19 protein-coding genes are annotated in these 15,822 nt (G+C 64.0%); 3 read left to right on the top strand and 16 right to left on the bottom strand.

What is annotated here, in order from left to right; genetic code table 11:
- Nucleotides 1–11 precede the first annotated feature (11 nt).
- The 7 genes from hflX to rlmE form a co-directional block, all read right to left on the bottom strand.
- Nucleotides 12–1,322, bottom strand: a complete 1,311-nt coding sequence (gene hflX, locus ACVOMB_RS00095; RefSeq protein WP_481529371.1) for a ribosome rescue GTPase HflX — start codon at nt 1,320–1,322, stop codon at nt 12–14.
- Between the two features lie 14 nt (nt 1,323–1,336).
- Complete coding sequence (gene hfq / locus ACVOMB_RS00090; RefSeq protein WP_057628256.1) at nt 1,337–1,624, bottom strand: RNA chaperone Hfq; 288 nt, start codon at nt 1,622–1,624, stop codon at nt 1,337–1,339.
- A 92-nt stretch (nt 1,625–1,716) separates the two neighbouring features.
- Complete coding sequence (gene miaA / locus ACVOMB_RS00085) at nt 1,717–2,670, bottom strand: tRNA (adenosine(37)-N6)-dimethylallyltransferase MiaA (RefSeq protein WP_481529370.1); 954 nt, start codon at nt 2,668–2,670, stop codon at nt 1,717–1,719.
- The gene (folP, locus tag ACVOMB_RS00080) at nt 2,670–3,566 is read right to left on the bottom strand and encodes a dihydropteroate synthase (protein WP_481529369.1); all 897 of its coding nucleotides are present in this window, start codon (nt 3,564–3,566) and stop codon (nt 2,670–2,672) included. Before folP ends, miaA begins: the two co-directional genes overlap by 1 nt.
- Before the next feature lie 107 nt (nt 3,567–3,673).
- The gene (locus tag ACVOMB_RS00075; RefSeq protein ID WP_481529368.1) at nt 3,674–3,862 is read right to left on the bottom strand and encodes a hypothetical protein; all 189 of its coding nucleotides are present in this window, start codon (nt 3,860–3,862) and stop codon (nt 3,674–3,676) included.
- Nucleotides 3,863–3,974: 112 nt separating this feature from the next.
- On the bottom strand, nt 3,975–5,900 hold the full coding sequence (gene ftsH / locus ACVOMB_RS00070; protein ID WP_481529367.1) for an ATP-dependent zinc metalloprotease FtsH: 1,926 nt from the start codon (nt 5,898–5,900) through the stop codon (nt 3,975–3,977).
- 58 nt (nt 5,901–5,958) lie between these two features.
- Nucleotides 5,959–6,591 (bottom strand): 23S rRNA (uridine(2552)-2'-O)-methyltransferase RlmE, encoded by a 633-nt coding sequence (rlmE, locus tag ACVOMB_RS00065; RefSeq protein ID WP_346497947.1) that lies wholly within the window; start codon nt 6,589–6,591, stop codon nt 5,959–5,961.
- Between the two features lie 64 nt (nt 6,592–6,655).
- Here rlmE and yhbY point away from each other — a divergent pair, with 64 nt between their 5' ends.
- Both yhbY and ACVOMB_RS00055 read left to right on the top strand, forming a co-directional pair.
- Nucleotides 6,656–6,961, top strand: a complete 306-nt coding sequence (yhbY, locus tag ACVOMB_RS00060) for a ribosome assembly RNA-binding protein YhbY (RefSeq protein ID WP_481529366.1) — start codon at nt 6,656–6,658, stop codon at nt 6,959–6,961.
- Between the two features lie 16 nt (nt 6,962–6,977).
- Nucleotides 6,978–7,358 (top strand): Mth938-like domain-containing protein, encoded by a 381-nt coding sequence (locus tag ACVOMB_RS00055; RefSeq protein WP_481529365.1) that lies wholly within the window; start codon nt 6,978–6,980, stop codon nt 7,356–7,358.
- A gap of 415 nt (nt 7,359–7,773) precedes the next feature.
- Here the strand turns inward: ACVOMB_RS00055 and ACVOMB_RS00050 are convergent, their stop codons facing one another.
- The 4 genes from ACVOMB_RS00050 to surE are packed head-to-tail and all read right to left on the bottom strand — an operon-like array spanning nt 7,774 to nt 10,634.
- Entirely contained in the window at nt 7,774–8,550 is a 777-nt protein-coding gene (locus ACVOMB_RS00050; RefSeq protein WP_481529364.1) for a peptidoglycan DD-metalloendopeptidase family protein, read from the bottom strand.
- Nucleotides 8,547–9,161 (bottom strand): YqaA family protein, encoded by a 615-nt coding sequence (locus tag ACVOMB_RS00045; RefSeq protein WP_481514857.1) that lies wholly within the window; start codon nt 9,159–9,161, stop codon nt 8,547–8,549. Before ACVOMB_RS00045 ends, ACVOMB_RS00050 begins: the two co-directional genes overlap by 4 nt.
- Before the next feature lie 19 nt (nt 9,162–9,180).
- Nucleotides 9,181–9,858, bottom strand: a complete 678-nt coding sequence (locus ACVOMB_RS00040; RefSeq protein WP_481514856.1) for a protein-L-isoaspartate(D-aspartate) O-methyltransferase — start codon at nt 9,856–9,858, stop codon at nt 9,181–9,183.
- Nucleotides 9,855–10,634: a 5'/3'-nucleotidase SurE gene (surE, locus tag ACVOMB_RS00035; protein ID WP_481529363.1), complete on the bottom strand. Its 780-nt coding sequence runs from the start codon at nt 10,632–10,634 to the stop codon at nt 9,855–9,857. Before surE ends, ACVOMB_RS00040 begins: the two co-directional genes overlap by 4 nt.
- Nucleotides 10,635–10,815: 181 nt before the next feature.
- Here surE and ACVOMB_RS00030 point away from each other — a divergent pair, with 181 nt between their 5' ends.
- Nucleotides 10,816–11,355 (top strand): Smr/MutS family protein, encoded by a 540-nt coding sequence (locus tag ACVOMB_RS00030; RefSeq protein WP_481509091.1) that lies wholly within the window; start codon nt 10,816–10,818, stop codon nt 11,353–11,355.
- A gap of 159 nt (nt 11,356–11,514) precedes the next feature.
- On the opposite strand, the gene truD is transcribed toward ACVOMB_RS00030, so the two are convergent.
- Genes truD through eno form a run of 5 tightly spaced genes read right to left on the bottom strand, consistent with a single transcriptional unit; the run spans nt 11,515 to nt 15,525 of the window.
- Nucleotides 11,515–12,606 (bottom strand): tRNA pseudouridine(13) synthase TruD, encoded by a 1,092-nt coding sequence (gene truD / locus ACVOMB_RS00025; RefSeq protein WP_481529362.1) that lies wholly within the window; start codon nt 12,604–12,606, stop codon nt 11,515–11,517.
- Nucleotides 12,603–13,103, bottom strand: coding sequence for a 2-C-methyl-D-erythritol 2,4-cyclodiphosphate synthase (gene ispF / locus ACVOMB_RS00020; RefSeq protein ID WP_481529361.1), 501 nt, complete (start codon nt 13,101–13,103; stop codon nt 12,603–12,605). The genes truD and ispF overlap by 4 nt, the downstream gene beginning before the upstream one ends.
- A 45-nt stretch (nt 13,104–13,148) precedes the next feature.
- A complete protein-coding gene (gene ispD / locus ACVOMB_RS00015; protein WP_481529360.1) occupies nt 13,149–13,847 on the bottom strand; it encodes a 2-C-methyl-D-erythritol 4-phosphate cytidylyltransferase in 699 nt (232 codons plus the stop codon).
- Complete coding sequence (ftsB, locus tag ACVOMB_RS00010; RefSeq protein ID WP_481529359.1) at nt 13,844–14,227, bottom strand: cell division protein FtsB; 384 nt, start codon at nt 14,225–14,227, stop codon at nt 13,844–13,846. The genes ispD and ftsB overlap by 4 nt, the downstream gene beginning before the upstream one ends.
- Before the next feature lie 5 nt (nt 14,228–14,232).
- Nucleotides 14,233–15,525, bottom strand: coding sequence for a phosphopyruvate hydratase (gene eno, locus ACVOMB_RS00005; RefSeq protein WP_481529358.1), 1,293 nt, complete (start codon nt 15,523–15,525; stop codon nt 14,233–14,235).
- Nucleotides 15,526–15,822 lie beyond the last annotated feature (297 nt).

The raw sequence follows: 15,822 nt of genomic DNA, 5'->3' as shown, positions 1-15,822 counted from the left end.
GGCTGCCCGAATCACCACTCGGGCAGTCTTTCCGGCAACAACGGCCGGATCACCGCACCGTCTTCGCTTGCCGCCAGCTTTTCAGCTTCAGCAATCGGGATGTCGACCTCGATCAGCCAGCCTTCTTCATCGGCCTGTTCGCTGCGGATGACCTCCAACTGGTGCAGGCGTGCACGCAAGCGGCCGGCACTTGGCGGCAGCCGCACCTGACCGGTGACATGCTGCAGGCCCAAGCGCTTGCCCAACACCGATTGCAGCAGTTCCAGGCCACGGCCATCACGCGCGGAAACCCAAACCCGCTCGCGCCGCGACTCATCCGGAACGCCATCCTGCGCGTCATGGCGCACTTCAGCGCCTTCGATGCGATCGATCTTGTTGAACACCAGCAGCTGCGGCAGATCGCCCGCACCGACAGCTTCCAACACTTCATCGACCTGGGCGATGCGTTCCTCGCGCAGCGGATCGGCGGCATCGACCAGATGCAGCAGGAAATCCGCCTCACGTGCTTCGGACAAGGTCGAGCGGAACGCCGCCACCAGGTCGTGCGGCAGATTGCGTACGAAACCGACGGTGTCTGCCAGCATGGCGTTGCCGCCGGGCAGCGTGATACGTCGCACGGTGGGGTCCAACGTCGCAAACAGCAGATCGGCAGCGTAGGCGCCGGCGCCGGTCAAGGCGTTGAACAAGGTCGACTTGCCGGCATTGGTGTAGCCGACCAAGGCGATACGCGGCATTTCGCTGCGCACGCGCGCGCGGCGCATCTGGGTGCGCTGCACCTCGACCTTTTCCAGCCGCTTCTGCAGCTGCTCCACCCGCTTCTGCAGCAGGCGGCGGTCGGTTTCCAGCTGGGTTTCACCCGGGCCGCGCAGACCAATGGAACCACCGCGCTGACGCTCAAGGTGGGTCCAGCCACGCACCAGCCGCGTCGCCATATGCCGCAACTGGGCAAGCTCAACCTGCAGCTTGCCTTCGTGGCTATGCGCACGCTGGGCAAAGATGTCCAGGATCAGACCGGTGCGATCAATCACCCGGCGCTCCAGGTAGCGCTCAAGGTTACGTTCCTGGACCGGGCTGAGTTGATGGTTGACCAGCACCAGATCGGCGCCAGTGGCGTCGGCCGCAGCCTTAACTTCTTCCAGCTTGCCGCTGCCGATCAACGTCGAGGGGTTCGGCCTATCCATGCGTGCACTGATGGTCGCGGCAATGCTTGCCCCGGCCGAGCGCGCCAGATCGGTGAACTCCTCCAGTACGTCTTCTTCCAACCGGCCAACATGCGGCTGGATCAACAGCGCATGTTCGCCCTTTTTAGAGCGGTCAAACATGCGCCGCCACCTGCTTATTCGTTGTCGTTGTCAATTTCGTCATCAGCTGCCTGACTTCCATCACCCGATTGCACATAGCCACCACCCGGCCCCACGCGCACATTGCGCGCCGGCACCACGGTGGAAATGGCGTGCTTGTAGACCATCTGGCTGACGGTATTGCGCAGGAGCACCACGAACTGGTCGAACGACTCAATCGTGCCCTGCAATTTGATGCCATTTACCAGGTAGACCGAAACCGGCACGCGCTCGCGGCGCAACGCATTCAGAAACGGATCCTGCAAAGACTGCCCCTTGGACATCGTCTACTCCTCGTTATTGTTTTTATGGACCGGACCGATGGCGGCGTCCCCTGCCCGTCCGGAACCCTGATGGTACACCGCCGCGCGCTTGCTCAGCCTTGCAGAAAGCGGGAAACCGCGTTCTGCACACCAGACATGTCCCGAACCGGGTCAAACCAGCGTGCATCCAGCTCGCCACGCAACCAGGTGAGCTGCCGCTTGGCCAGCTGGCGGGTCGCAAACACGCCTTTGTCGCGGAACTCGGCGGCGCTGCCCTGCCCGTCCAGGAACTGCCAGGCCTGCCGGTAACCCACCGCACGTACCGCCGGCAGGTCCAAGGGCGCAGCCACCGCCGCCATCTGCGGCAGCGCCCGCAGCGCTCGCACCTCGTCCAGGAAGCCACGCTCCAGCATCAGGTCGAAGCGGCGCTCTATCCGCTGATGCAGGACCGCGCGGTCAGCCGGGGCCAGTACCAGTTTCAGCACCCGCGCCGGCAGGCGCGCGATCCCCGGCAAGCCCTGCCAATAGCTGATCGGCTTGCCGGTCAGGCGATAGACCTCCAGCGCCCGCTGGATGCGCTGCGGATCGGTGGCATGGATGCGCGCTGCGGCGATCGGGTCGATAGCCGCCAGCTGCACGTGCAAGGCCGGCCAGCCACAGACCTCAGCCTCGGCGGCAATTGCCGCGCGCATGGCAGGGTCGGCCTCGGGCATAGGCGACAGCCCCTGCAGCAAGGCACGGAAGTACAGGCCGGTACCGCCGGCCAGAATCGGCAATCTGCCGCGCGCGACGATGTCACGCACCGCCGCCGTCGCGTCAGCGGAGAACTCGGCGGCCGAATAGGTCTGCCACGGGTCGCGCAGATCCAGCAGGTGATGGCGGATGCCGTCCTGCTCGGCGGCATCCGGCTTGGCTGCACCAATGTCCAAACCACGGTAGACCAGCGCCGAATCGACGCTGACGATTTCACCGTCATAGGCCTTGGCCAGCGCGATGGCCGCCGCGGTCTTGCCTGAGGCGGTCGGCCCCATCAAGGCGATGGCCAAGGGCCGTTGATCGATGCCCATCAATCCTCGTCCGGCCAGCGCGGCATTGCAGGCTTGTCGGCACGCGGCGCGGGCACCGCATCGAATGCAGCCAGCACCTTGAGCGCGTCAACGGTGGCGGCAACATCATGCACACGCACCATCATCGCGCCCTTCTGCACCGCCAGCAGATGCGCGGCCAGCGAACCGGCCATACGTTCGGCAGCAAGCGCTCTGCCGGTGACATCACCAATGCAGCGCTTGCGCGAGAAGCCCGCCAGCACCGGCGCGCCCAGATCGTTCAAACGATCCTGTGCGGCCAGCAAGGCAAAATTCTGCGTGGTGTCCTTGTTGAACCCGTAACCCGGGTCCAGCAGCAGGCGCTTGCGCCCGATCCCCGCCATCTCGGCCGAGAAAATACGCTCGGCGAGGAAGCGCTGCACGTCGCCAGCAATATCGACGTATGCCTGCGCGACGCCCGCATCGTATGGCCCGCCCACGGCATGCATCAGCACCACCGCAGCCTTCGACCCGGCAACCACTTCCAGCGCACCAGGCTGCCGCAAGGCCTGTACGTCGTTGATCATGTGCGCGCCTGCATCCAATGCGGCACGCATCACTTCCGGCTTGAAGGTATCCACGCTCAGCGGCACTGCCACCTGCGCAAGCAAAGCTTCAATCACCGGCACGACGCGGTCGATCTCCTCCTGCACCGATACCGGACTCGCCCCCGGGCGGGTGGATTCGCCGCCGATATCCAGCAAGTCTGCACCCTGCTCGACCAGCGCCAAGGCATGCGCGACGGCAGCCGCAGTATCCGCATGCTGGCCACCATCGGAAAACGAATCCGGGGTGACGTTGACGATGCCCATCACCTGCGGCCGATCCAGCCGCAGCGTACGGTCGCCACATTCAAGGGTTGGGAAAACATCAAACATGGGCGCTCCGACGGACTGCAACAGCGCCTAGTTTAAGCCACCGCAGCGGCTCTCCAGCGAAGTCGCCCGGCCGCCTTGCCGTGGTGCCGGAGCGGCGGCACCAACGCTCAGTTCTTGTTGCGGGCGCGGATCCGGCTGCCGATCAGGCTCAAGATCACCCCCAACACCACGCCGATGAAGATACCGGCCAGGAAGTTATTGGTCTTCACCCCGAAACCGACACCGGCCACGGTGGCGATGATCATCTCCGGCACATTCGCAGAGGGTGCCTTGGGCGGCGACGGAGCATCATTCATGGGGAAAACCTGAAAAAACCAAAGTGACGCCATTCTCGCCCAGTGCAGGGCCTGGCGCATAAAAAAACGGGCCGGAAAACCGGCCCGTTCTTGTTGCATTGATGTTGCTGGCTCAGTGCTGGCCGGCAGGATCGGTGATCGGTGCCACCGGCTGCGGGGCGTCGCCCCCCTTGCCATCGTCGGCACGGTCGTTGTTGCCGCCCTTGTCCACCCAGCCTGCAGGCGGCGACGGCTTACGCCCTTCCATGATCGCCTTGACCTGGTCGGCGTCGATGGTTTCCCAGTCCAGCAGCGCAGCAGTCATTGCCTCGACGATCTGACGCTTCTCATCCAGGATCTTGTAGGCAACGTTGTACTGCTCGTCGAGGATGCGACGGATCTCCGCGTCCACCTTCTGCTGGGTGGCCTCGGAAATGGTCTTGCTGTGCATGCCATAGCCGGCTTCTTCATCGGCGTAGACCATGATGCCCAACACATCCGACATGCCGTACTTGGTGACCATGGCACGGGCCAGCTTGGTAGCACGCTCGAAGTCGTTGGAGGCACCGGTCGACATCTCGCCGACGAAGATCTCTTCGGCGATGCGGCCACCGAACAGGATCGCCAGCTCTTCCAGCATGCGCTCCTTGTACTTGCTGATGTGGTCATGCTCAGGCAGCTGCCAGGTCAGGCCCAGGGCCCAACCGCGCGGCATGATGGTGACCTTGTGCACCGGGTCGGCCTTGGGCAGCGACATGGCGACAACAGCGTGGCCGGACTCGTGATAAGCGGTATTACGACGCTCTTCCTCACGCATGACCATGCTGCGGCGCTCAGGACCCATGTAGATCTTGTCCTTGGCGTCCTCGAAGTCCTTCATGTCGACTTCCTGCTTGTTGCGACGAGCCGCAAACAGGGCGCCTTCATTGATCAGGTTGGCCAGATCGGCACCGGAGAAACCCGGGGTACCGCGTGCCAGCACTTCCGGACGCACGTCATCGGCGGCCGGCACCTTGCGCAGGTGCACGCGCAGGATCTGCTCGCGGCCCTTGATGTCCGGCAGGCCTACCATGACCTGGCGGTCAAAACGACCCGGACGCAGCAGCGCCTTGTCCAGCACGTCGGGACGGTTGGTGGCAGCGATCACGATCACGCCTTCGCCGCCCTCGAAACCGTCCATCTCGACCAGCATCTGGTTCAGGGTCTGCTCGCGCTCATCGTGGCCACCGCCGGTGCCCGAGCCGCGGTGACGGCCCACGGCATCGATCTCGTCGATGAAGATGATGCACGGCGCATGCTTCTTGGCCTGCTCGAACATGTCGCGCACGCGGCTGGCGCCGACGCCGACGAACATCTCGACGAAGTCCGAACCGGAGATCGCGAAGAACGGCACCTTGGCTTCGCCGGCAATAGCGCGGGCCAGCAGCGTCTTACCGGTACCCGGCGGACCAACCATCAGCACGCCGCGCGGGATCTTGCCGCCCAGCTTGGTGAACCTGGACGGATCACGCAGGAACTCGACCAGTTCGCCGACTTCTTCCTTGGCTTCGTCGCAGCCGGCGACGTCGGCAAAGGTGACCTTGATCTGGTCTTCGCCCTGCAGCTTGGCGCGGGATTTACCGAAGGACATCGCGCCCTTGGCGCCACCGCCACCGCCCTGCATCTGGCGCATCATGAATATCCAGAAGCCGATCAGCAGCAGTATCGGCAGGAACTGCAGCACGATGCCCCAGAAACTCGGGCCAGCCGGTTCCTGACGGGCAACTTCAACATTCTTGGAATACAGCTGGTCCAGCAGCTTCGGGTCAGCCGGCGCATACAGCGCACCGTCGGAGCCGTCAGCGCGCTTGAAGCGCAGATGGTTGGTGGTCAGGGTGGTCTTGTCGGTGTATTCAACCGACTTGATCCGGCCCGCATCCACTTCCTGCAGGAACTGTGTGTAATTGCGTGCATCGCCAGCGGCGGCTGCCCCACTGCGCGGGGCAAAGCTCTGGAACACCACCATCAGCACGACGGCGACAACCACCCATAACAGGAGGTTCTTGGTCAGGTCGTTCATCCTCATCGGCTCCGGTGTCCCTCTAGATACTAAATACTGAAAAGTCGTATGGCTGAGCTTACTTTATCTGGGTGCGCTTGCTCAGTCCGAGGGCGTAAACCTCAGATGAACGCTTGCGTGAAGCATCCGGCTTGCGAATGGCGACCTTGTCATAACGACGGCGCATTTCACGCACATAGTCATCAAAGCCGACGCCCTGGAACAACTTGATCAGGAACGCCCCGCCCGGCTTGAGATGGTTGTCGGCAAAATCCATCGCCAACTCCGCCAGGTGCATCATCCGCGGCTGGTCAACCGCATCCATACCACTCTTATTGGGGGCCATATCCGACAGCACAAGGTCTACCGGCACATTGCCGAGCATGGCTTCAAACTGCGATAGAACGTCTTGTTCCCTGAAGTCCCCGTGAAGGAACTCGACACCGGCCAAGGGCGGCATCTCCAGGATATCCAGCGCCAATACGCGGCCGGTGTCGCCCATCTGCCTGCGCACCTGCTGCGACCAGCCACCCGGCGCGGCGCCCAGATCGACCACCACCATATGCGGCTTCAGCAGGCGGTCACGTTCCAGCAACTCCTCCAGTTTGTAGGCCGCGCGCGAGCGCATGCCCTCCTTCTGGGCCTTTTTCACAAAAGGATCGGAGAAGTGTTCTTTCAGCCAGCGCTGGCTACTTTTGCTACGGGAAGGCATCGGTAATGGGGCTCACAGGGGTGGTCATGATACCCTGAACCCCCTTGATTACCTGTAGTCCTGCATGTCCATCGTCCTGACCTCGGCCCAGAACCGATTCCTGCGCGGCATCGCGCACGACCTGAAAGCACTGTTGCAGATCGGTGGCAAAGGGGTCTCTCCGGCCTTTTTGGCCGAGCTGGAAGAGGTACTGGAGCGCCATGAGCTGGTCAAGGTGAAGGTTGCTGCAGAAGACCGCGAAGCCCGCGACACCCTGATCGACGAACTGGTCCAGGCCAGCGGCGCTGCCCTGGTACAGCGCATCGGCCACGTCGCCGTGCTGTATCGCCCGGCCAAGGAAAAGCGTCAGATCGTGCTGCCGCGCGGCTGATAGCCGAGGAATACCCATGCAGTTCAGTCGCGAGCTCCCTGATTACATCTATTCCCTGCGCTCGGCCGATGGCCAACATGCGCAGGTGAACGACCGCGCACTGAGCCGCAGCTTCATCCTTGCACCGAACAGCTTGATTGAAGACTGGCCGGTTGCCTCGGTCACCGAGTTGCGCGCCGAAGATCTGGACGCAGCACTGGAACTGAATCCGGCACTGGTGATCCTTGGCACGGGTGAGAAGCAGATTTTCCCGCCGGCCGCGATCATGGCAGCTTGCCTGACCCGCGGCATCGGCATCGAGGTGATGAACAATGCCTCGGCCGCACGCGCCTACAACGTGCTGGCCGGCGAAAACCGCCGCGTAGTGATGGCCATCATTCTGCAAAGCACCCCGTAAAGCGTAGTCATGCTGCGCTGGGGCATCGCCAGGGCTGATTCTTGTAGGAGCGGCGTAAGCCGCGAAGCAGACGGTCAATCAGACCGCAGGCATGCCTGCAATTCCAACCACACCTGATTCGCAGCTCATGCCCGCAAGGCCAAATGCCGCCCTGTAGTGGCGAGCCATGCTCGGCTGGGGCTTTACGGACAGTGCATCGGATAGCTCATCAGCTTCGCGGCTTACGCCGCTCCCACAAGTTCGGTGCGCACTGACGCACCGTCGGGAAAGCCACTGCCGAGCATGGCTCGGCACTACGGTTGAAGCTTGGCTGGGAAAGCCGCTGCCGAGCATGGCTCGGCACTACAGTTGCGGCTTGGCTGGGAAAGCCCCTGCCGAGCATGGCTCGGCACTACGGACTGATTGCAGCAGGCGCTTACTTCTTCGGCAGGTAGATCAGCGGGTCGACCGGCTTGCCGTTGTAGCGGATCTCAAAGTGCAGCATGTCGCGCGAGGTGCCGGTACGACCCATCTCGGCGATTTGATCGCCCGCTTTCACACTCTGACCTTCATTGACTAGACGCTTGCGGTTGTGGCCGTAGGCCGACAGCCACTGATCGTTGTGCTTGATGATGATCAGCTCGCCATAGCCGACCAGACCAGCGCCGGAATACACCACCACACCTGGACCAGCGGCACGCACCGCCTGGCCACTGCTGCCGGCGATATCCACGCCCTGCTTGGTGGCTTCACCGGCGACGAATCGACCCACCAGAGCACCGTCAGCCGGCCAGCGCCAACCGATACCGCTATTGACCGGCGTAGGCGCCACTACCGGTGCCGGCGTTACCGGGCGCGTAGCGGCCGTCGTCGAGCCACCGGTTGACGGCCGAGTGGCCGCCGCACCGCCCGGATACAGACGCAGAGCCTGCCCCGGATAGATCGTGTAAGGCTCGGACAAGCCATTCCACGCAGCAAGATCGCGCGGGGTGATGTTGTTGATCCGGGCGATGCCAAACAACGTATCGCCACGACGCACTACCGCCGTCTGCCCCGGCTTGGCCACCGAGGCACGCGGCGCGGTCGCCGTAGACGAACCCGAGCTGCCGCCCGAAGGCTTCACCACCGTAGCAGTGCCACACGCTGCCAACGAGACTACGGCCAGTACCGCCAGCGCCCTGCTCAATCCCTTGCCCAACATCAATGCGTTCATGCGAATTTAGCCCTCCAGACCAGCCATGCCACCAGGCCCACCACCAATGCGGTGGCGATCCAGCCCAACGGCTCAATCCAGCGCCGCAACCGTTCAGCTGCCTGTGCGCCGCCGAAGCGGATCACCGCCGCCAACAAATAGACCCGCTTGCCACGACCGACCAGCATGCTCAAAAAATACTGCGGCAACGGCACACCGACGATACCCGAGGCCCATGTGAAGACCTTCATCGGGATCGGCATGAAACCACCCAGCACCAGGAAGGTGAACACCGCCCACGGCGACTCCGCCATCTTGGCCTGCAGGGTGGCGATGCCACTTTCGATTGCCGGCAGCATGCCCATTGCCTCGAACACCGGCTTGAGCACCTCGAATGCGTAATGCCCCAGTGCGTAGCCCACCATCGCGCCGACCATCGAGCCAGCCAAGCTGAGCGAAGCGAAGCGCCAACCCTTGCGCGGCTGCGCCACGCACATCGGCATCAGCATCACTTCCGGCATCACCGGGAAGATGATGGCCTCGATGAAACTCAGCACGGTCAAATAGGTCGGCGCGCGCTCGTTGGCGGCCCAGACCATGGCGCGGTCGTATAACGGCCCGAAAATCTTCATTCAGTGAGTAATCCTGTTCTCAGTCCAGCATGCCCGGCAACAACGGCACGAAGCTCACCGGTGCCAGCTCTTCCTGGGTAATGGTGCCATCTGCCTGTCGGGTCAGTTGCAACAGCACCTGTCCGCCGGGCCCGCCAACCGGCGCGACCAAGCGGCCGCCCACGGCCAGCTGGTCGATCAAAGCATCCACCAGCGCCGGCGCAGCAGCCGTCACCACGATGGCATCGTACGGGCCGTGCTCGGGCCAGCCGATGCGGCCATCGTCATGCTTGGTGCGGATGTTCATGCCCAGATGCCGGAAGCGCTTGCGCGCCTGCCGCAGCAGGTCGCCGATACGCTCGACGGTGAATACCTCAAGACCCAGCGCGCCGAGAATGGCGGCCTGGTAACCCGAGCCGGTGCCGACTTCCAACACCTTCTTCGGCGCGACCGCCAACACCACCTCGGTCATCCGCGCCACTACCCAAGGCTGGGAGATGGTCTGGCCATGGCCGATCGGCAACGCAGTATCTTCGTAAGCGCGTGAGGCCAGCGCCTCGTCGATGAACAGATGCCGCGGCACCACGCGCACGGCATTGAGCGTGGCCTCGTCGGCAATGCCCACTTCGCGCAGGCGATCGACCAGACGATCACGCACCCGCTGCGAGGTCATGCCGATACCCACGGCCTCCGGCTGCAGGCGCATGCGCGGCGTCATTCAGGCGTCCCCAGGGTTTCGGTCAACCCGCCTACCCAACTGGCGATCTTTTCCAAGGCCGAATAGCGGGTCAGGTCGACCTGGATCGGGGTGATGGAAATATGCCCGGTGCGCACGGCGTGGAAGTCGGTGCCGGGGCCTGCATCCTGCTCGCTACCAGCCGGGCCAATCCAGTACACGGTATTGCCGCGCGGATCGGTCGCCGGAACGCAGGCTTCGGCGCGATGGCGATTGCCAAGCCGGGTAACCTCAAAGCCACGGATCTCGTCCCATGGCAGGTCCGGCACGTTGACGTTGAGGATGGTGTCGGCCGGCAACGGATCGGCGATCAGCCGGGACACGATCTCCACCGCCGCGCGCGCGGCAGTAACGAAATTCTTGGCTTCATGCTTGTGCGTGACCAGCGACACCGCCACCGAGGGCAGGCCAAGGTGGCGCCCTTCCATCGCCGCCGATACCGTGCCCGAATAGATCACGTCATCGCCGAGGTTGGCGGCATTGTTGATCCCCGACACCACGATGTCCGGTTCGAATTCGAGCATGCCGGTCAGCGCCAGGTGCACACAGTCGGTGGGCGTACCCGCTACCGCACAGGTGTAGTGGTCAATGCGGCGCAGACGCACCGGCTGATCCAGCGTGAGTGAGTTGGAAGCGCCGGAACGATCACGGTCCGGTGCCACCACGGTGACTTCATGTCCGGCGTTGCGAAGCTGCTCGGCCAACATCTTGATGCCGGGGGCGTCCACACCATCGTCATTTGATACAAGTACGCGCATTAAAGGCCTGGGTTACTGGATCAACACGCGGCGCTCCCACTCAGCGCCGCAATCGCCGGAACCTCCGGTTAGTACATCACCGTGACGGACCGACCTGAGTGGCCATGATACCGGAATGCGCCGCGGCACTTTCCACCCCTGCGGGACTTGCCTGCGACCGCGCGCACGTTACGCTGTACAAATGTCGTACCCAGATGAAGAAGATGACGCCGCACTGTTCCGCTCGGCCATTGGCGAAGTGACGCCGATGCGCCAGGTGGAGGCACCGGCTGCAGGCAAACCACGGCCCAAGCCGCGCGCGCGCATGGCCGAACAGGATGAATCCGAGGCCTTGGGCGAGTTCGCCCGCCTGTTACGTTCCAGCAAGCCACTGGAAGCCGGCGACAACGCCAGCTACCGGCGTGACAACCTGCCGCCACAGATGTTCCAGCGACTCAAGCGTGGCCAGTATTCAGTACAGGACGAACTGGACCTGCATGGTGCAACCGCCGCCCAGGCCGAGAACCTGTTGCGTCAGTTCCTGCTGGAAGCACGCGCACATGAACACGGCTGCGTGCGCATCATCCACGGCAAGGGCCTGCAATCAGATGGTGGCGCGCCGGTATTGAAAAACCTGGTCGACCGCATGCTGCGCCAGCGCAATGACGTGCTGGCCTTTCATTCGGCGCCGCCCACCCAGGGCGGTACCGGTGCGGTTCTGGTGTTGCTGGCCAATCGCTGAGCTACCCGCTCGGCCAGTGGAAAGCGCTCATCCAAACGGCGCAACCCCAGCGTTGCAGCAGCCCGGGTATGCGCAGCGCACCCGGGACTGTTCGCGTGGAGTTCCGGCCCCGTCTCCCGGGTGCGTTGCGCATACCCGGGCTACGGCTTGGCCAACCACTTACTCGGCGGCGCTCTCTTCGCTCGACGCCTCAGCTTCAGCTGCCGGAGCGCCCGCAATTTCATTGCGGCTGGCGTCGGTCACTTCACCCAGTTCATGCAGCACGGCAGTGGCGTAACAGCCCGGTGGCAAGGCGAACGACACTTCGAGCACATCATCGGCCAGCCACTGGTGTTGCATCAATGAAGGCTTGAGCCGCAGCGAGCGACGCTCCTGCTTGAGCCCGGCCTGTTCAAGTCCGGTACGCAGCGCCAAAGCCTGCTCATCACCCAGGGCCTGGTCTTCCAGCGCCCGTGCGGCGTCGGTCGCGCGCAGCTCACCAACGCCCCACAACGGCGCGCTGGGGTGAATATCGAATCGCCCCAGACGCTCGGCCAGCACCTCGCTCATCGGCTCTGGGCCAAACACCGAACGACTGCCGTCCAGCATCCACACCTCGCCCTCCAACGCAGTGTCCCAGTTGCCCGCCTCAACGCGCGCGGCAAGCACGCGATTGAACAAGGCCGAGCGCGCCGCCGACAGCAGCATCGAACGCTGATCCTTGCGTACCCGGCGGCCGTTGAACATCTGCAATGCTGCCGGCACATTGCCGCCATCACGGCCAAAGCGCTGTTCGCCAAACCAGTTGGGCAGGCCGCGTGCGGCGACAATCTGCAGACGCTCTTCGATTGCCGCCTTGTCGCCCTGCACACCGCGCAGCACCAGCTTGAAGCGGTTGCCCGCCAATGCGCCGCGCTGCAGCTTGCGGTTATGCCAGGTCGATGCCAGCACGTGCAACTCATCGGACTCCAGCAGCGCCAGATCCGGCGCGACCCGCTTCGGCAGATGCACACTGAAGCGCTGCGTGGTCACCGCATGCCGATCTTTCTGCCCGGCATAGCTGACGCCCATTTCCGGCACGCCAGCCCACTGCGCCAACTGCTTGGCAATGGCCACGGTATTGGCGCCGCGCTTGCGGATGTCGAGCAGCAGGTGCTCGCCCTCGCCGGTCGCTTCGAACGCGGGAATTTCATCCACCTGGAAATCTTCCGGCACGCTGCGGATCGCCGCAGCCAGCACCGGTTCGCCAAAGGCCAGCGGCAGCGCGATCATGCGGCCACCAACAAGGCTACGGCCTGCGCGGCAATGCCTTCTTCGCGACCGGTGAAGCCGAGTTTCTCGCTGGTGGTGGCCTTGATGCTGACCCGATCCAGATCGATCGCCAACAGCTGCGCGACTGTCTCGCGCATCGCCAACGCATGCGGGCCCACCTTGGGCCGCTCGCAGATCACGGTGATGTCGACATTGCCGACCTGCCAGCCGCGCTCACGCAACAACTCATTGCAGTGGGTGACAAAGCGGCTGCTGTCCGCGCCCTTCCAGCGATCATCGGAAGGCGGGAAGTGCACGCCGATATCACCCAGCGCCAGCGCGCCAAGCATGGCATCGCACAGCGCGTGCAAAGCCACATCGCCATCACTATGTGCAAGCACGCCGCGACTATGCGCTACGCGCACGCCGGCCAGCATGATGTGGTCGCCCTCACCAAAGGCATGCACGTCATAGCCTTGGCCGATACGGATGGGAGGGAAGGAAACAGAAGAGTTCATGGCAATACTTCTTGGCAGAGCCGACGCCAACGCGCCGGCAAGGGATCAGCTGCCGCGCCGCGACAGCTCGAATTCGAAACGGGCCAGATCGGCCGGGGTGGTGACCTTGAAATTGCTTTCCGCGCCTTCGATCAGCAACGGACGCACGCCCTGCCGCTCCATCGCCATCGCTTCATCGGTGACATCAACACCGGCAGCGGCGGCATCGAGCAGCGCGCGGGTCAGTTGATGGCGGCGAAACAACTGCGGGGTCAGCGCACGCCACAGCCGCTCGCGTGGCTCGGTACGGTCAATGCCGCCATCATCGCCAGCACGTTTGAGCGTGTCGCGCACCGGCGCGGCAAGAATGCCGCCGACCGGATCAGCACGCCCCACTTCCAGCAATCGGCTCAGATCGGTCGCAGCCAGATTTGGCCGCGCCGCATCGTGGACCAGCACGAAATCATCAGCACGCACACTGTCCGGCAAGGCCTGCAAACCAGCCAGTACCGACGCCGCGCGGGTCTCTCCACCCACACAGGTCAGCACCGGTTTTTCGGCAAACGAGGTCCAGCCCGGCCAATCGACATCGTTCTCGGCAATGGCCACCATCACCCCGGCCACGCCAGGATGTGCAAGCAGCGACTGCAAGGCATGCGCGAGCAGCGGCTCACCGTCGGCCAATAGATACTGCTTGGGCACCGGCCCACCGAAGCGCGCACCGCGCCCAGCCGCGGGAACCACCGCCCAGGTCTGTACGATCACGGCACGTTCTCCGGCGGCGACTGTTGATTGCCCTGCCCGCCCGGAGTTGTCGTTGCGGTTGCCGCTGCAGGCGCAGGCACCACGGGAGCAGCTACCGGCGCGTCTTCGACGACCCGGTAGAACTTTTCACCCGGCTTGATCATGCCCAGCTCGCTGCGCGCACGCTCTTCGATGGCAGCCTCGCCATCCTTGAGATCCTGGACTTCGGCGGCCAGGGAGTCATTGCGCTGCTGCAGACCGTCGTTGTCACGCTTCTGGTTGGCCACCTGCGCCTCGAGCATCATCACTTCGCCCGAGTTGCCTTGGCCAAACCAGAAGCGGTACTGCAGCAATCCCAGCAGTACCGCCAGCACCAGCAGCAGCCAGCGCCAATTACGCATGACGATCAGCGCTTGAGCGAGACAAACGCATCACGGCCGGCATAGCGTGCGCCGCTGCCGAGGGCTTCCTCGATGCGCAGCAGCTGGTTGTACTTGGCCACGCGATCGCTGCGGCACAGCGAGCCGGTCTTGATCTGGGTGGCGGTGGTGGCCACGGCGATGTCGGCAATGGTGGTGTCTTCGGTTTCGCCCGAACGGTGCGAAACCACGGCCGCATAACCAGCCTTGTCGGCCATGGCGATGGCTTCCAGGGTCTCGGTCAGGGTGCCGATCTGGTTGACCTTGATCAGGATGGCGTTGGCGGTGCCCGACTCGATGCCTTCGGCAAAGATCTTCGGGTTGGTGACGAACAGATCGTCGCCGACCAGCTGCACCTTGTTGCCGATGCGCTGGGTCAGCAGCTTCCAACCGGCCCAGTCGTTCTCGGCCAGGCCGTCTTCGATGCTGATGATCGGGTACTGCGCGGCCCAGTCGGCCAGGAAGTCGACGAACTGCTCGGAGGTCAGGCGCTTGTTCTCGCCGACCAGGTTGTACTTGCCGTTCTCGTAGAACTCGCTGGAAGCAACGTCCAGGCCCAGCAGGATGTCTTCACCGGCGTTGTAACCGGCCTTGCCGATCGCTTCCAGAATGGTGTCCAGCGCCTCGACGTTGCTGCGGAAGTCCGGCGCGAAGCCGCCTTCATCGCCCACCGCCGTGCTCAGGCCGTGGCTCTTGAGCACCGACTTGAGGGCGTGGAAGATTTCGGTACCCGCACGCAGCGACTCGCTGAACGAGCTGAAGCCGACCGGCAACACCATGAATTCCTGGAAGTCGACGTTGTTATCGGCGTGCGCGCCACCGTTGATGATGTTCATCATCGGCACCGGCAGCGACGGGGTGGCACCGGTCTTGGCGGCCAGGTACTGCCACAGCGCCTGCTTCTTCGAAGCGGCGACGGCGTGGGCGGCGGCCATGGAAACACCGAGCAGCGCATTGGCGCCCAGGCGACCCTTGTTCTCGGTGCCGTCCAGATCGATCAGGCGACGGTCCAGGCCCTCCTGGTCTTCGGCATTGAAGCCGGCCAGTGCGGTGGCGATGGTGCCGTTGATGTTGCCCACGGCATTACGCACGCCCTTGCCCAGGTAACGGGTCTTGTCGCCATCGCGCAGCTCCACGGCCTCCTTGGTCCCGGTCGAAGCACCGGACGGGACGGCGGCGCGGCCGAACGAGCCGTCGGCCAGGGTGACTTCGGCTTCCAGCGTGGGGTTGCCACGGCTGTCGAGGATTTCACGGGCGTGGATCTTGGCGATGTTGGTCATGTCTGGGGGCTAGGCTCGTTCAGGAGAGTCTGTTATCGACGGGAAACACAAAAACCAGCTGGGAGTTTAAACGAAGCGCAGGCTGGCGCGGCCGTTGCTTTCGCCTGAAAGCGGCGTGGGCCGCGGAAACGGACAAGGCCCGCACGGGGCGGGCCTTGTCTGGGGGTCTTGCACCTGTAGTGGGGGGGGGGGGGGGGGGGGGGGGGGGGGGGGGGGGGGGCGGGGCGGGGGGGGGGGGGGGGGGGGGGGGGGGGCGGGGGGGGGGGGGGGGGGGGGGGGGGGGGGGGGGGCGGGGGG

The sequence above is a fragment of the Stenotrophomonas sp. STEN018 genome (assembly GCF_056760235.1).
The sequence above is the reverse complement of the archived record's forward strand: the minus strand, read 5'-3'. Positions and strand labels throughout refer to the sequence as shown.